Origin of the sequence: Bacillus sp. TH25 (assembly GCF_016650935.1) — a bacterium.
Classification (GTDB): domain Bacteria; phylum Bacillota; class Bacilli; order Bacillales; family Bacillaceae_G; genus Bacillus_A; species Bacillus_A mycoides.
In genome coordinates, this window is sequence record NZ_JAEKEU010000009.1 from 633048 (window position 1) to 648151 (window position 15104).

The window sequence follows — 15104 nt, forward strand, 5'->3', positions numbered from 1 at the left end:
GCCCTCTTCTTATTAATTATTCCTCTTATAATCACAATGCTCAACCGGAACACGAGCATGCCCTTCTTCATCCGTACACCATGATTGCGACTGAAAAGCAAGGAAAATACCTACCCACTCTTCTTCCTTCTCAAAGTGAATGAGTATTCCACCATCTTGCCATATACCATTATCCCCTTGCCATTTCTCTACATTCCCTTGATTCATGTGAATATCGTGTATACCGTTTCCAGGCGTAAAGTGGAAATACGAATCCGGAACCTTTTCTTCTGGTCCCCACCTTTCACCAAACGCATAAATAATTGCTTTCTCATCTATTGCTCGCTTTATATAACGCTCTATTTTTTCATTTAAATCATTATCCACTCCTGCTTTTTCAGCAGGTAAAGGAATCATTTGCTTCAAATCAAATAAATTACCTCTTACATAATCTAAAGCAACTTTTGGCTCATTATTTTCCACTTCCGTAAAACCAAACGGTAATGTCGGTAAAATATGAATCGCCTCTGACCGAATATTGTCGCTCGCAAAATATAAAACTTCTGATGGATAACTTTGCGACTTCACGTTAATTGCAATACGATAATTAACTCCTGCTTCACCTTGTAAATGAACTTCATAATGAGGTGTTTTCCCTTTTCCAATCTTAGATTGTACAACTGTACCTTTTAACACACCGTAGTTTTTTAAGGGCATCTCTTTCATCTCCTATTCATTTAGTAGAAGCTTTTCATACTTAAGGCATTATCCACATAAAAAGAAAATCCTCCTTTGCCAGGAGGTTTTTTTATTTTTTCAACACATACCAAAAAATAACCTCTACAACTACAAGTAACACCGCACCAAAAATCATTAACGTCGTCTTCTTTAATAGTTCATTTTCACGATACGGGATATTGCATAAATACGCGCCTAGTGTAATCCGTGATGGACAAGCGATTGTCGCTACTGATGATGCGGTGTTTTGGAGCGTTGTGACGTATTGCCACGGGAGTGCTACGTTTTGGGCTGTTTGCATTTGTAGCTTTATAAACATCGCATTTGATCCTGCGTTACTACCAGTTAAAAAGCCGCCTATTCCTCCAATGAAAGGAGCAACGAAAACGAAAAAGGTACCAAATGTTTCACCAGCTGTCTTTGCGAGTAATGAATGCATACCAGATGCCCCCATTAACTCTGAAATCGCAATGAACATTGTCGTTGTAATTGCGAATGGAATCCATTGTTTTATCGTTTGCGAGAGTGATTTTTTAATAATATTAGATGGAATGCGGAAGAAAATAATTGTAAATAAACAAGTCATGGCGAGCCAAAACCCTGGCGAATATAGTAGCTCTAGTTTGTAAGAATATGATTTTAAATCGAGAACTGCATATGACCTGAGCAGATCATGTAATGCTGGAACGAGGCGAGAAAGTAAAATACAAACTGTTAAAAAGATATAAGGGCTAATAATTTTTATAATCGATACTTCTCTCTCAGTAGCCGCCGCATGTTCTGTTAAAAGGTTTTGCTCATCTTTTCCTTTTAATTTAATGATTAAAAAACCAAATGTAATGGTAACGATAGAACTTAATATCCCCGCTAGTTCAACACTTACGTATGCGTTAGAAAGATAGATTCCAAGAGAAAATAATAGAAAGAACCCTATCCCTTCCTTCCACTTTTCTATAACTGCCTGAAAGCCACCGACAACGTATAAAGAAAGGATGATAAAGTATGCAAAAATCGGGATGCTTAATAATGCTGTATTTGTACCAAGAGTTGTAAGCGGCATGTTAATAAGCTGAGAACCGATAATCGTCCCCGTTGCCATTGCGCCCCATGAACTTGCAAGTAGACCGATAAACGAAAGTAGCACAGCTTGAAACGGTTTATAACCGAGAGAAAGAAAAATAGGTGCTGCGACCATAAAACCAATTCCGAACCCACTCACTGATTCAATAAGTGGACAAATACCAAAACACATAAGAAGCATTTGCAATAATCGATCGCGCGTGACTTGTTCTAGAAATCTCGCTACTTGATCGATGTATCCCATTTTGTTCATGAGGTGAAATAAAAAAATACCGAAAAACAAAACGTATCCGACAATAAAACAAATTAACCAACCTTTAATCGTTGCATGTACAGTTTCACTTATCCCTAACCGAAATGTTGGCGAGAGTAAAACAATTCCAACAGAAACGGCATAAGAAATTAATGAGGATCTTAATGACGTTTGTTTAAATAAAAATAAACAAATGAAAATCATCATAATTGGGATAAGTGCCAACAATATGGCCATGTTATCATCTCATTTCGTTAAAAATACAATTTTTAACTATTATATAACAGATAACACGATTTTCAATTATTTTTAAAACAGATTAAAAAAAGAGCCAAACAGCTCTTTTTTTGAATCACTCCCATTTTCTTTTATCCTGAAAAACCGTCTGCTGTCCAATCATTTTTTCTAGTACAACAAACACAATATAAGCACATATTACTTGCAATACAATATTCCCAAGTTTTATTAATTCAAATGAATGGATCCATTGGAATAATTCACTTAATAATACAATCGAAACGATACTAAATAGTTCTATACTAACCGAAAATATACATACTTCTAAAATAGATTGCTCTTGTATTCGATTTAATTGGGAAAAGATGAATACATATCCTAAAAACAGAGCCATCAACTCTATTTTCGTCATGCTAATGAGCCAAGCGTATAATGGTACAGTTAAAAGAAGATATAATAGTTTACGTCTTAGCATGCCTTCTCACCCTCTAAGTTATAAGTATTTTCTGTATATTTTAACATTTATTACACAAAAGAAACAGAAGAGACTTAAGCCTCTTCTGTTTCTTTTACTGCATGTATTAACTCACAAATTTCTTCTCGCTTTTCATTTTCTAACAGCTCAATGACTTTACTTCCAACGACAACACCGTCACATATTGTAATCATTTCTTCAATTTGCTCTCGTGTTGAAATACCGAATCCTGCGACTACTGGTAAGTGGACATGTGCTTTTACTTTTTCTAAGTAACTATGAATCTCATCTTTAAAGTTTTGACGTACTCCCGTTACGCCCGCTACTGTAACGGCGTAGACGAATCCTTGTGATTCACTCGTAATTTTTTCGATTCGTTCAATAGGGCTCGTTACGGTAACGAGTGGAATTAAAGCGATATTCGCCACGCGAAGGAGCGGTGCAATAATGTCTTGTTCTTCATACGGTAAGTCTGGAACGATAATACCGTCCACCCCTGCTTCAAGACAGCTCTCAATGAAACGTTCTTTTCCGAATGCGAGTACTGGATTTAAATATGTCATAAGTACAAATGGAATTTGAACTTCTTGCCTCACCTCTATTAATGCTTGAAAAATACCTTTCAATGTTACACCGCTATCTAATGCTCTTTTTCCTGCCCTTTGAATAGTTGGACCGTCTGCGACTGGATCTGAGAACGGAATACCGATTTCAACGATGCTTGCTCCTGCTTCATCAAGAAAACGAATTCTTTCTTTTAACTTTTCAAGCCCACCATCTCCGCCCATTACATACGGAATAAATGCTTTCTTGCCATTTTCAAACGCTGCTATAATTTTTTCTACTCCCATTTTTTACACCTCTTCCATATAACGTTTTATACTCTCTACATCTTTATCACCGCGGCCGGATAAACAAATGACAAGTCCTTCGTCTTTCTTCATTTGCGGCGCTAGTTTTAAAGCGTATGCAACAGCATGTGAACTTTCTAATGCCGGGATAATCCCTTCTTTTTTCGTTAATAATTGAAATGCTTCTAACGCTTCTTCATCTGTAATGGAATGATAAGAAACGCGACCAATATCTTTTAGCAAGCTATGTTCTGGCCCAACACCTGGGTAATCCAGCCCTGCCGAAATAGAGTGTGCTTCTTGAATTTGCCCTTCTTCATTTTGCAGAAGGTACATCATCGATCCGTGTAAAACACCGACACTGCCTTTCGTTAAAGTGGCTGCGTGCTTTTCTGTGTGAACACCTTTTCCAGCTGCTTCAACACCGTAAAGAGCAACTTCTTCATCGTGTACGAACGGATAAAACATTCCCATTGCATTACTACCACCGCCAATACAAGCAACGACTGCTTCTGGTAATTTTCCTTCTAGCGCTTCGTATTGTTTTTTCGTTTCTTTCCCAATTACACTTTGGAAATCACGAACAATTTGCGGGAATGGATGTGGCCCGAGAACTGATCCCATAATGTAGTGCGTATCGTGTACATGTGAAACCCAGTAACGAAGCGCCTCGTTTACCGCATCTTTCAACGTGCCGCTACCTGCCGCTACGCTTTCTACTTTTGCTCCGAGTAATTCCATTCGAAACACGTTTAATTTTTGTCGTCTCACATCTTCTTCTCCCATGAAGATGACGCATTCTAAACCGAAAAGTGCACATACAGTAGCTGTTGCAACTCCGTGTTGTCCTGCTCCTGTTTCAGCGACAACTTTCTTCTTACCCATTCTTACCGCAAGAAGTGCTTGACCGATTGTATTGTTAATTTTATGAGCTCCCGTATGGTTCAAATCTTCACGTTTCAAATAAATCTTTGCTCCGCCGCAATACTTCGTCATATTTCCAGCGAAATAAAGCGGTGTTTCTCTTCCAACATACGTTTGTAAATAATGATTTAATTCCTTTTGAAACGCTTCATCTTGCATCGCTTCTTTATATGCTTCTTCTAGTTCTAATACGGATTGCATTAACGTTTCTGGAACGTATCGTCCTCCGTATATACCGTAATGACCTTTTTCATCTGGATATGCATAGTTCATTTGGAACACTCCTTCGCTTTTTTAATAAATTGTTTTATTTTCTCCAAATCTTTCTTTCCTTCTGTCTCTACCCCGCTACTCACATCGACCATATATGGCTGAACGGTTTGAATGGCTTCTTCTATATTAATGACGTTTAATCCGCCAGCTAATATCGTTTTCTCTCGCAACTCGTTTGGCATATGTGCGAGTAACTCCCATGAAAATGTCTTTCCGTTTCCTCCGTGGAACTTTTCTTTCGGGCTATCAAATAACAAATAATCTGTTTCGTATTTTTTCGCATGTTCAATATCTTGTTCTAAAGCTACTCCTAACGCTTTTATAGACGGAATATTCAATCTTATAATTTGATGATTGTCTTCATCCCCATGTAGTTGCACATGCGTTAACCCGCACTCCTCTGCAATTTTCTGGATCACTTCTACTGATTCATTTACGAAAACACCGACCTTGAAAACGTGGGCTGGAATTTCCCCAATAATTTCTTTCGCTTGCCCTGGAGTGATTTGGCGTTTACTTTCTGCAAAAACGAATCCGATTGCATCTGCGCCATATTCACACGCACTTTTCGCTGTTTCCATATCAGTGATGCCGCAAATCTTCACTTTCATATGCTCACCTTACAGTCTTCAAAAAAGGTACTGATAGAAGATGATGTCATAAGCGCTTCTCCGACTAATACACCTTTTGCACCAGCTCGTTTGACGCGAATGATATCTTCTTTTGAATGAATGCCGCTTTCACTAATCCAAAGTAGGTTTTCTTCATTCAGTCGTTTTCCGAGCTTTTCAGTTTGGCTTAAATCTACTTCAAATGTTTTTAAATTACGGTTGTTAATACCGATAACGTGCGGATTTAATCGGATTGCAATTTCTAATTCCTGTTCATCATGAACTTCAACAATCGCTTCTAATCCTTTTTCTAGCACGTAGTTATAAAGCTCGTTTAATTTCTCTTTTGACAATGCTGCAACAATTAATAAAATAAGATCTGCTCCTGCTTCATACGCTCTATCAATTTGGATTTTATCGATTATAAAATCTTTACATAAAAGCGGAATGTTACTTTCTGCTCTTGCCGTTTGTAAGTCGTGAAACGACCCTTTAAAAAATTGACCGTCTGTTAAAACCGAAACTGCTCCAGCACCGCATTCTTCATATGTTTTCACTTGTTTTGGCACATCAACGTGTAAATTAATATCGCCTTTTGATGGAGACGCTCGCTTTACCTCTGCTATTACAGTAAACTGCTCTAAAGCTTTTACAAGTGAGTGTGTTTTCCTTTTTTCTTTCACTGGTGAATATGTTTCATATAACTCCGCAACTTCTACTTTCTTTTGCTCTACAATTTTGTCTAAAATCGTCCCCATTTTAATTCACCCTTTCTAATTTTTCATGGCTTGCTGCAATTAATAAGTTTAGCTTGGCTAATGCTTTTCCAGAGTCAATGCTGTGCGTTGCTAGTGTAATTCCTTCTTCAATCGTTTCTGCTCTTCCATTTGCGAAAAGGGCTAGACCTGCATTTAATAAAACAGTATCGCGATAGACACTCTTTTCTCCGCTTAATACGCCGAGCGTAATCTTTGCATTTTCTTTTGAATTCCCACCTCTAATTTCTTCATTTTTCACTCTTGAAAAACCATACTTTTCTGGATCAATACTCATTTCTACTATTTCATTATCTTTTAAAACGACGACATGATTTTCTCCCTGTAATGATGCTTCATCTAAAAAGCCACTTCCGTTTACGACGAGTGCTTGTTTTCTGCCAAGTTTCTGCAATACTTCCGCTACCGGCAATAACATATCTCGCTTATAAATACCGACAAATTGTGTTTCTAAATTAACCGGATTCGTCAACGGTCCAATTAAGTTAAAGATCGTCGGAACGTTTAATTCTTTTCTTATTTTCATAATGCGTCTTAATGCTGGATGCATCGCTGGTGCGAATAAGAAGGCAATCCCTACAATTTCTAATAAGTAGTCAATTTCACCTGGCGTACAACTAATGTTTACACCGAGTTCTTCTAATAAATCAGCACTTCCTGTTTTACTAGAAACAGCGCGGTTTCCATGTTTCGCAACCTTTACACCAGCTCCGGCAAGTACAAATGCCGATGTTGTACTAATATTGAATGTTTGCGCACCGTCACCACCCGTTCCACAATTGTCCATCGCGCCTTTTATATGAGTTGAAAACGGTAATGCCTTTTCGCGAAGAGCACGAACGAGACCGTATATTTCTTCTGCTGTTTCGCCTTTCGCTTTCAGCAATACTAAGAAAGCTGCAACTTCACTTTCCAATATGTTGTCACTTAATAAAAGAAGTCCCGCTTCATACATTTCTTCTTCTGTTAAATGTTGTCCCTCTACTAATTTTCGAAGATAACTGTTCATACTCTCTCCTCCTCTTTCACTTCTGCTAAAAAGGCACGTATTAACTTTCCGCCTTCTTCTGTTGCAATTGATTCTGGGTGAAACTGTAATCCGAAGAGCGGATAATAGTTGTGACGAACTGCCATGATTTCTCCGTCATCCATCGCTGTCGCTAGTATGTCAAAACACTGCGGCAAACTATTTTGCACTGCGACGAGTGAATGGTAACGCATCGCTGTTAGCGGCTGCGTAACGTACGAAAAGATTGACGTTCCGTTATGTTTCACACGCGATGTTTTTCCGTGTTTAATGCGCTCTGCTCTAACAATTTCTCCTCCAAATGCGGATATGATTGCTTGATGGCCAAGGCAAATTCCTAAGATGGGAACGTTCTTATAAAAGTGACGAATAACATCGATACAAATTCCAGCATCTTCTGGTTTCCCAGGTCCTGGTGAGAGCACAATTCCTTTCGGCTTCATCTCCTCTAATTGTTCAATTGTTATTTGATCATTTCTTACGACGACGATGTTTTCTTCGTACTCGCCTAATAGTTGATACAAGTTATATGTGAAGGAATCATAGTTATCAATCAGTACAATCATTTCATAACCTCCAAAAGCGCTCTCGCTTTATTTAATGTTTCTTCATATTCAGCAACCGGGTCTGAATCGTAGACGATACCCGCTCCTGCCTGAACGTACGCTTTCTCGTCTTTTACAACCATCGTTCGAATTGCTAGCGCCATATCAAGGTTTCCTGAGAATGAAATATATCCAACCGCTCCGGCATATACATTTCTTTTTTCATGCTCTAACGTATTAATAATTTCCATCGCCCTTATTTTCGGAGCACCTGATACTGTACCAGCTGGTAAACAATACGCTAATGCATCAAATCCACTCGTTTGTTTTCGCAATGTTCCGTAAACTTCAGATACAATGTGCATAACGTGAGAGTATTTTTCTACTTTCATATATTTATCTATCGTCACAGAGCCAATTTCACTTACTCTGCCAATATCATTTCGTCCTAGGTCCACAAGCATCATATGCTCTGCTCGCTCTTTCTCATTTCCTAACAGTTCTTTTTCGATTTCCTCATCTTCCTGCTTCGTTTTCCCTCTCGGCCTCGTACCAGCAATTGGGTTTGTCATCACTTTATCCTCTCTTACTGATAACAAACTTTCCGGCGAAGAGCCAAGTACAACATAATCTTGAAAATCGATATAGAACATATATGGTGATGGATTTGCAATTCGAAGTTTCCGGTATAATGCAAATGGATCTCCTTTACATTCACTTTGCAAACGCTGGGATAATACAACTTGGAAAATATCTCCGGCCCGAATATATTCTTTCGCTGTTTCTACCATTTCACAAAATTCTTTTTCCGTTACTGAAGAAGTAAATGATAAAGATGATATTACTTCACTAACCTTCTCTTCTTCTCCGTTTAGCACTTCCTCTTTGTATCGTTGCAATCTCTCGTATACTTCTTCATAAGAAGCTGATTCATCTTCCTTGCATACATATACAAACGATAGTTTTTGGCGTAAATGATCGTAAACGATAAACTCACGATACAGTAAAAGGTGTACTTCTGGAATATTTAATGGATCATGCAAGTCTACTCCTATATTTTCATACTGCCGAATTACGTCATAGCCGATATATCCAACTGCTCCCCCGCAAAACGGGAATGGACTGTCTACTTGCGCTGGTGCGATTACATCTTCTAATACTTGCAGTACGTTGCCTTGCAGCTTTTCTGTTTGTCCATACATCGTTCGCTCTACTTCTATACCAACACTTTTCACTTCTCCATAAGGATTACACCCTAAGTAAGAATAGCGTCCTTTATCTTGATGAAGCTGTGAGCTTTCTAATAAAAATTTCTTCTTCCCTTTCATACGTCTATATAAAGAAATTGGCGTAATGCTATCTCCTTCTTCTTCAGCGATTACTAAAAATGTTTTTCCTTGTTCTTTTTGCTTCATAAATTCTTCTTTCGTCATCATGCCTTTCACCTCACTCTGAAAAATAAAAAAGTCCTCTACATATCGAAATATGTAGAGGACGATAAATTTACCGTGGTACCACCTCAGGTTGGACGCAAAAGCATCCCGCTTTATTCAGGTACAAAATATATACCTTATCCTTGTAACGGCGGAACCCGGGTTGCCTACTGAAAATAATTGTTCAGCATACCTCTCGTAAGCCCATTCCGTATATGGCACCGCACCGGGCTCCCACCTGTCCCCGGCTCTCTGAAACGTCTCCAATATACGTACTCTTCTTACTTAAACGATTTAACATATTTAATTTTTTGTACACAAAAAGGGAGTACTCATCCTATAGAAAGGACGGGTACTCCCGTGGTGCCACCTTAATTCGTTACGAATGTAACGCACTTTGCCGTATCAAAAAATAATACGTGTCTCTTGTATCGATGAGATCATGTCGCCAAAGCCTACTTCTTTCGTTTCGGTTTGGAAGCTCCGAAGCCCATTCCACATCAATCCCATACTGATTCGCACCAACCATCAGCTCTCTGACATGTTCATCATGTGTACTCTTCTTCATCAACGCTTGCATTTTTTTAAGTTGCACTCATTATAGACCTAACTTTTTTCACAAGTCAATACTTTTTTAAAAAATTTTTTCTCCCTTCTTTCAATATTATATTGACAAAACAACGTGTTTTTATGTAAATATAATAAATACTCTATTAAAATTAAGGTTTTTTCGTCTGAAATTTATATATTAAAAAAGTAAAACGATGTCAAAAAACGCTTACATTTCTGAAAATTCATATTTGTATATGGATTTTTCAGAATAATCATGATAGATTATAAATATGCATAATGCATCAAAAGACATGACAAAAGGAAGGGGAACTACATGAATACGCAGATGTTAACTTTAACTTCTATCTCTATTTACATGCTCGGGATGTTAGTAATCGGCTATTTCGCCTACAAACGAACGTCCAACTTAACAGATTATATGCTTGGCGGGCGTACACTAGGCCCCGCAGTAACAGCATTAAGTGCTGGAGCATCAGATATGAGCGGTTGGCTTTTAATGGGCTTACCCGGTGCAATGTTTAGCGTTGGATTAAGTAGTAGTTGGATTGCATTCGGCCTAACACTAGGCGCATACGCAAACTGGCTTTATGTCGCTCCTCGCTTACGTACCTACTCTGAAATTGCAAACAACTCTATTACTATCCCAGAATTTTTGGAACACCGTTTCCACGACAAATCTCATATGCTACGCTTAGTATCCGGACTTGTTATTATGATTTTCTTTACTTTCTATGTAGCTTCAGGATTAGTTTCAGGCGCTGTATTATTTGAAAATTCATTTGGTATGAACTATCATGTTGGATTACTCATTGTAGCAGGCGTCGTTGTAGCTTACACATTATTTGGTGGTTTCTTAGCAGTAAGTTGGACAGACTTCGTGCAAGGAATCATTATGGTAGTTGCCCTTATTCTTGTTCCTATCGTAACAATTATGAATACAAACGGACTTGGACCTGCATTTGATACAATTCGATCTGTAGATCCAACACGTCTAGATATTTTTAAAGGTGCCTCTACTTTAGGAATGATTTCTTTATTCGCATGGGGCCTTGGTTATGTTGGACAACCTCATATCATCGTACGCTTTATGGCAATTTCGTCTGTAAAAGAAATTAAAAGCGCGCGAAGAATTGGTATGAGCTGGATGATTTTCTCTGTTGTCGGAGCTATGTTTACTGGTCTTATCGGTATTGCTTACTATTCACAACAAGGTTTGACATTATCTAACCCAGAGACAATTTTCCTTGAACTTGGAAAAATTTTATTCCATCCACTTATTACTGGATTTTTATTAGCAGCTATTTTAGCAGCTATTATGAGCACAATCTCTTCTCAGTTGCTCGTTACTTCAAGTGCAGTAACAGAAGACTTATATCGTACATTCTTTAAGCGTTCTGCTTCTGATAAAGAACTTGTATTTGTCGGTCGTATGGCTGTTCTTGGTATCGCTTTAATTGGATGTGCATTAGCGCTTAAACAAAATGACACGATTTTAGCTCTTGTTGGATATGCTTGGGCTGGATTTGGTTCTTCATTTGGACCAGCCATTTTATTAAGCTTATATTGGAAACGTATGACGAAGTGGGGCGCGCTTGCTGGTATGATTTCAGGTGCAGCCACAGTAATTATTTGGACACAGTTTAAATTCCTAAAAGATTTCTTATATGAAATGATTCCTGGTTTCGCTATTAGTTTAATAGTGATCATAATTGTTAGTTTACTAACTAAGCCTTCAAAAGAAGTTGAAGAGCAATTTGAGAATTTTGAAAAACAACATAGTCATAATCTATAAAAAGAAAGCTCTGCTGTTACTATAACAGCAGAGCTTTCTTTTAACCGCATTTCGACAATATTCTTCTCAAATTTAACAATTTCTTTATGTTTCGTTAAATTTACTATAACATTCTTCCTTTATATTATTAGTATCGACACCTATACAGAAAGGGGACTCCACAATGCTAGCATCTTTACAGCAACAACATATAAGAAAATTTTCACCTATCACAAACACTTCTACTTCTCGTTTAAACATACAACCTAATCCATCCAAAATTTCAATTGCTCCTTCTGTTATATCTGTAATTGGTATTCATATACAGAAAAATAAGCTTAAAATAAAAACCGGACAAAGTGCCGATTTATCAGCTTCCGTTTTGCCAATGCAGGCAAAGAATCAAGAGCTTATTTGGACAAATATGAACTCCGACGTCATCACCATCTATCCGAAAGGTGAGACAGTAACGATTACTGGAAAAAGTGCAGGGAGAGCAGTCGTAATTGTCACAACTGCTGAAGGAAAATTCCGCGACTTATGTGTCGTTCACGTGCAACCTTATATGACAAATCCAAAGTGACATAAAGAGAGTAGATATGAATCCACTCTCTTACTTTATTTCAATCCCAGGATTTTTTCTTTTTAACAACAAAATAAATTCTTCTTTATTTCTTGGAGAAATAAGTTCTGTTTCATATGATCCGTAAACAATTTCTAATCGATCGAATGATAGTGCATAGGCGGCTAACGGATTTTTCGTGCTCGAAATTTGTTTTATATCTCGTATAAATATACGTTTTTTAACGGGACCTGATGTAATTATAATTATTTCTTCCTTAACGATATATTTTGTTGAAAACCAACTCCAACTAAACAGTATAGCCAACGGAATTGTAAAAAATAAGAGAAAATATTCTCTCCCTGCAAATATGGGAGCAAAACACGCTCCAATGACAACGAAAAAAATCGGATATAACCATACATCTTTTTTTGATGGAAATTCCACTAAACTTCCTCTCCCTTGATTTAAGTCAATGAATCTCCTCCTCTTCCCTATTACAATGAAAACAACATTAGAATAGGAGGACGTATTATGACTGAGCGAAATTTCGCCTTATTTTTAGGCACTTCTCTTCTTATCATGGCATTCACTGCATTTTTTTCTTACGGTTTTGTTCACGGAAATCTCGTTGTACAAGGAGATGCGAGCACGACACTTCATAATATTCAAACTTCAAGTTCACTTTTCAAAGCAGAAATTTTCGGATGGATTATCATTTTCATTACGGATATTATCGCCTCGTGGGCTCTTTATTTCTTTCTAAAACCTATCCATACTAGCCTCTCATTACTAGCTGCCTGTTTTCGTCTTATGTATACAGCTATACTTGGTATTGCTATATTCAATTTAACATTTGTATTACTTCTTTCAAAAAGCACAGTTGCTAATTCAGAAGCATATACAATGTTATTTCTAGAAGCTTTTGAATACATTTGGTCTGTAGGATTAATCATTTTCGGCTTACATCTTCTCACCTTAGGATACGTAACCTTTCAATCTAAAAACATACCGAAAACTATTAGTATATTACTGTTCATTGCTGCAATCGGCTATATCATTATTAACGTAATGAATACGATGTTTTCACAATATGATGCGATTATTTCCATTCTTAACGTTGTCTTTCAACTACCGATGATTACAGGTGAACTAGGATTTAGTATATGGCTATTGCTTAGAGGTGGAAAAAACTCTACTGTTTGAGTCGTTTCTTAATTCTGCTTAATGATTCTGGCGTAATACCTAGATAACTTGCCAATTGATATTGAGGAACACGATCGATTAAATGCGGTCGTTTTTGTAATAATGATTTGTAGCGCTCTTCTGGTGTCGATGTAATAAATAATGTAAGTTCTTCTTGTACTTCACCAAAATTGTATTCAATCATTTGGCGCGTCATTTCTTCTAACTGTGAATATTTCTTATACATGTCCTTTTCACTATACAGATCGCCAACTACAACTAGACAATCTTCTAGGCACGTTAACGTATGTGGGGATAATTTATCTTGTTTATGATGATTGAAATTTGCGATTGCTTGTTCTTCTGTATAAAAATTTGATGTAACTTCTTTTCCAGATTCATCTATACAATGTTGCCTCACGCATCCTTTTAATACAAAATAACATTTAGACGGAACATCTCCTTGCCCTAGGAGCACTGTTCCTTTTTTATACTCTTCAATTTGTAATTCTTCTACGATCATGCGCTGCTGCTCTTCACTTAATGTTGTAAGATTTGTCATGTATTTCATTAAAATCTCTTTCATTTGGTCTCTCCTTCCCCCTCTATATTTGTATGAGAAACGTATGATGTAACTCCACTATATATTATCTTTTTTCATGCTACATGGCGGGAATTCCCCCTATTAATCTGTTTTATTTTCTGCATGGAACAAAAAAAAGAGAAGTTACCAATAACTTCTCTTTTCGTATATTAGAATAAACTCGTTATAATTCCTGTGTATAAGCCGGTTCGTTCACCACATTTTTTGCTGTTCGCTTTTGTTGCTGTAGTAAGAAAACAGATACACCAAACAATACGAGCATGCTACCGATAATTTGCATTGCATTTAATTTTTCTCCAAGTAAGAAGAACGCTAGTATAGATGCCCCAACTGGTTCTCCTAAAATGCTCATTGAAATCGTTGTTGCATTTACGTAATTTAATAACCAATTATTAATGACGTGTGACACTGTCGGTACAATCGCAAGTAAAAGAAAAATACTCCAATCCCACTTCGTATAGCCTGTAAATGGCACTTGAAGTATAACGTTATAAATCGCTATAAATATACCAGCGAAGGCAAATACAGTGAAACTATAAATCCAATGAGATACTTTCTTTACTGTCGTTTGTCCGATAAATAAATAACCGACAACTGCTATTACACTTAAAAAGGATAATATATCCCCATAAATTGCTTGCTCACTTAGCCCTAAATCTCCCCAGCCAATACACATTACGCCTAGTATCGCAATTCCCATCGTCGCAATTGCTGAATAGGTTGTTCTTTCTTTAAATAAGAAAAAACCTCCCACTAAAGATACGATCGGTTGAAGTGCTAAAATAATCGTCGAACTAGCAACTGTCGTATGCTTTAAGGATTCAAACCATAGAAGAAAATGAAGAGCTAAAAAGAAACCAGATCCAATTAAAAATCCCCAATCTTTTATTTGAATCCTACTAAACTCTTCCCGTTTTTTCCAAACGATCGGCAGCATAATAAGTACGATAATCCATAATCGATACATACTTAAAACGGAAGATGGTGCTGAGGACATCTTTGCAAAAACAGCTGCGAATGAAATTGCTATAATGGAAATTGCTAGTGGTAGTGCGATTGATTTTTCTTGTTTCAAATCCTGTCTCCCCTCTCACCTGTAAAAAATCCCACTTCATTATATCCGTTTTCTTTCACAACTTAAATACTAATTTTTTAGATTCTTCGTACCATTATGGTAAAATAGAAATTAAGGCACCTATTAGTGATT

General features: G+C 37.2%; 16 protein-coding genes and 2 other annotated features. Of the genes, 3 read left to right on the forward strand and 13 right to left on the reverse strand.

All coding sequences use genetic code 11. From position 1 onward, the window contains the following. Window positions 1-12: 12 nt before the first annotated feature. The 10 genes from JFT89_RS07800 to trpE all read right to left on the reverse strand — a co-directional run bounded on the left by JFT89_RS07800 (window position 13) and on the right by trpE (window position 9205). A complete protein-coding gene (locus JFT89_RS07800; RefSeq protein WP_201039732.1) occupies window positions 13-696 on the reverse strand; it encodes a DUF2278 family protein in 684 nt (227 codons plus the stop codon). A gap of 91 nt (window positions 697-787) precedes the next feature. Beyond that, window positions 788-2287: an L-lactate permease gene (locus JFT89_RS07805; protein ID WP_016094531.1), complete on the reverse strand. Its 1500-nt coding sequence runs from the start codon at window positions 2285-2287 to the stop codon at window positions 788-790. A 115-nt stretch (window positions 2288-2402) separates the two neighbouring features. Continuing rightward, window positions 2403-2762, reverse strand: a complete 360-nt coding sequence (locus JFT89_RS07810) for a DUF4029 domain-containing protein (RefSeq protein ID WP_016094532.1) — start codon at window positions 2760-2762, stop codon at window positions 2403-2405. Between the two features lie 74 nt (window positions 2763-2836). Continuing rightward, entirely contained in the window at window positions 2837-3613 is a 777-nt protein-coding gene (gene trpA / locus JFT89_RS07815) for a tryptophan synthase subunit alpha (RefSeq protein WP_016094533.1), read from the reverse strand. 3 nt (window positions 3614-3616) lie between these two features. Then, on the reverse strand, window positions 3617-4810 hold the full coding sequence (gene trpB / locus JFT89_RS07820) for a tryptophan synthase subunit beta (RefSeq protein ID WP_201039733.1): 1194 nt from the start codon (window positions 4808-4810) through the stop codon (window positions 3617-3619). Continuing rightward, entirely contained in the window at window positions 4807-5421 is a 615-nt protein-coding gene (locus JFT89_RS07825) for a phosphoribosylanthranilate isomerase (RefSeq protein WP_016094534.1), read from the reverse strand. The genes trpB and JFT89_RS07825 overlap by 4 nt, the downstream gene beginning before the upstream one ends. Beyond that, window positions 5418-6179 (reverse strand): indole-3-glycerol phosphate synthase TrpC, encoded by a 762-nt coding sequence (gene trpC, locus JFT89_RS07830; RefSeq protein ID WP_002064299.1) that lies wholly within the window; start codon window positions 6177-6179, stop codon window positions 5418-5420. Before trpC ends, JFT89_RS07825 begins: the two co-directional genes overlap by 4 nt. Before the next feature lies 1 nt (window position 6180). Beyond that, complete coding sequence (trpD, locus tag JFT89_RS07835; protein ID WP_201039734.1) at window positions 6181-7206, reverse strand: anthranilate phosphoribosyltransferase; 1026 nt, start codon at window positions 7204-7206, stop codon at window positions 6181-6183. Continuing rightward, on the reverse strand, window positions 7203-7790 hold the full coding sequence (locus JFT89_RS07840) for an anthranilate synthase component II (RefSeq protein WP_113733628.1): 588 nt from the start codon (window positions 7788-7790) through the stop codon (window positions 7203-7205). The genes trpD and JFT89_RS07840 overlap by 4 nt, the downstream gene beginning before the upstream one ends. Further along, window positions 7787-9205, reverse strand: coding sequence for an anthranilate synthase component I (gene trpE / locus JFT89_RS07845; RefSeq protein WP_201039735.1), 1419 nt, complete (start codon window positions 9203-9205; stop codon window positions 7787-7789). Before trpE ends, JFT89_RS07840 begins: the two co-directional genes overlap by 4 nt. A 51-nt stretch (window positions 9206-9256) precedes the next feature. Beyond that, window positions 9257-9501 (reverse strand) — a binding site (T-box leader). Between the two features lie 42 nt (window positions 9502-9543). Further along, window positions 9544-9782: a binding site (T-box leader), on the reverse strand. 306 nt (window positions 9783-10088) lie between these two features. On the opposite strand from trpE, the gene putP reads away from it, so the two are divergent. Further along, complete coding sequence (putP, locus tag JFT89_RS07850; RefSeq protein ID WP_201039736.1) at window positions 10089-11567, forward strand: sodium/proline symporter PutP; 1479 nt, start codon at window positions 10089-10091, stop codon at window positions 11565-11567. A 163-nt stretch (window positions 11568-11730) separates the two neighbouring features. Continuing rightward, on the forward strand, window positions 11731-12129 hold the full coding sequence (locus tag JFT89_RS07855; RefSeq protein WP_002064293.1) for an Ig-like domain-containing protein: 399 nt from the start codon (window positions 11731-11733) through the stop codon (window positions 12127-12129). A gap of 30 nt (window positions 12130-12159) precedes the next feature. Here JFT89_RS07855 and JFT89_RS07860 read toward each other — a convergent pair whose 3' ends face one another. Further along, the gene (locus JFT89_RS07860) at window positions 12160-12555 is read right to left on the reverse strand and encodes a PH domain-containing protein (protein ID WP_002064292.1); all 396 of its coding nucleotides are present in this window, start codon (window positions 12553-12555) and stop codon (window positions 12160-12162) included. 87 nt (window positions 12556-12642) lie between these two features. Here JFT89_RS07860 and JFT89_RS07865 point away from each other — a divergent pair, with 87 nt between their 5' ends. Continuing rightward, window positions 12643-13314 carry a DUF4386 domain-containing protein gene (locus JFT89_RS07865; RefSeq protein ID WP_016094539.1) on the forward strand — a complete coding sequence of 224 codons (672 nt, stop codon included), beginning with the start codon at window positions 12643-12645 and terminating at the stop codon, window positions 13312-13314. Here the strand turns inward: JFT89_RS07865 and JFT89_RS07870 are convergent. Both JFT89_RS07870 and JFT89_RS07875 read right to left on the reverse strand, forming a co-directional pair. Beyond that, window positions 13304-13879: a Crp/Fnr family transcriptional regulator gene (locus tag JFT89_RS07870; protein WP_016101544.1), complete on the reverse strand. Its 576-nt coding sequence runs from the start codon at window positions 13877-13879 to the stop codon at window positions 13304-13306. The two genes, JFT89_RS07865 and JFT89_RS07870, sit on opposite strands and share 11 nt — an antisense overlap. Window positions 13880-14060: 181 nt before the next feature. Next, complete coding sequence (locus JFT89_RS07875) at window positions 14061-14972, reverse strand: DMT family transporter (RefSeq protein WP_201039737.1); 912 nt, start codon at window positions 14970-14972, stop codon at window positions 14061-14063. Window positions 14973-15104: the final 132 nt, after the last annotated feature.